Origin of the sequence: Pseudomonas sp. HY7a-MNA-CIBAN-0227 (assembly GCF_040310325.1) — a bacterium.
Taxonomy (GTDB): domain Bacteria; phylum Pseudomonadota; class Gammaproteobacteria; order Pseudomonadales; family Pseudomonadaceae; genus Aquipseudomonas.
Genome location: NZ_JBEOPT010000218.1, coordinates 1 through 259, shown reverse-complemented (window position 1 = coordinate 259; position 259 = coordinate 1). Strand labels below are relative to the sequence as shown.

The 259-nt window shown below is 40.9% G+C and carries 1 protein-coding gene; it reads right to left on the bottom strand.

Annotation, left to right across the window (positions count from 1 at the left end):
• Window positions 1-259 (bottom strand): META domain-containing protein (locus tag AAEZ06_RS27655; protein WP_350617322.1); only part of this gene is annotated, 259 nt, incomplete at both ends.

The following is a 259-nucleotide window of genomic DNA, read 5'->3' as shown; positions in this document are numbered from 1 at the left end:
ATACTAAGGTTTCGCCTGATTCTAACTTTTGAGTAAGGAGATAGCTGGATTCAGAGTTATTAGAAGGATTAGATACTCTCTGCTTATCAAGATTGATCAGTGTTAACTGACTAGAGCTATAAAGCATTAGGCGGCTAAGGCTTGATTCAATATCATCAATGTCATCACCACACCCTACCATCGTTGAAGGGTTGCCACCAATTAGCAACGTTTGATTAGTAGATAAAGCATAAGACCCACCAGCCCCATTGCATCCGAC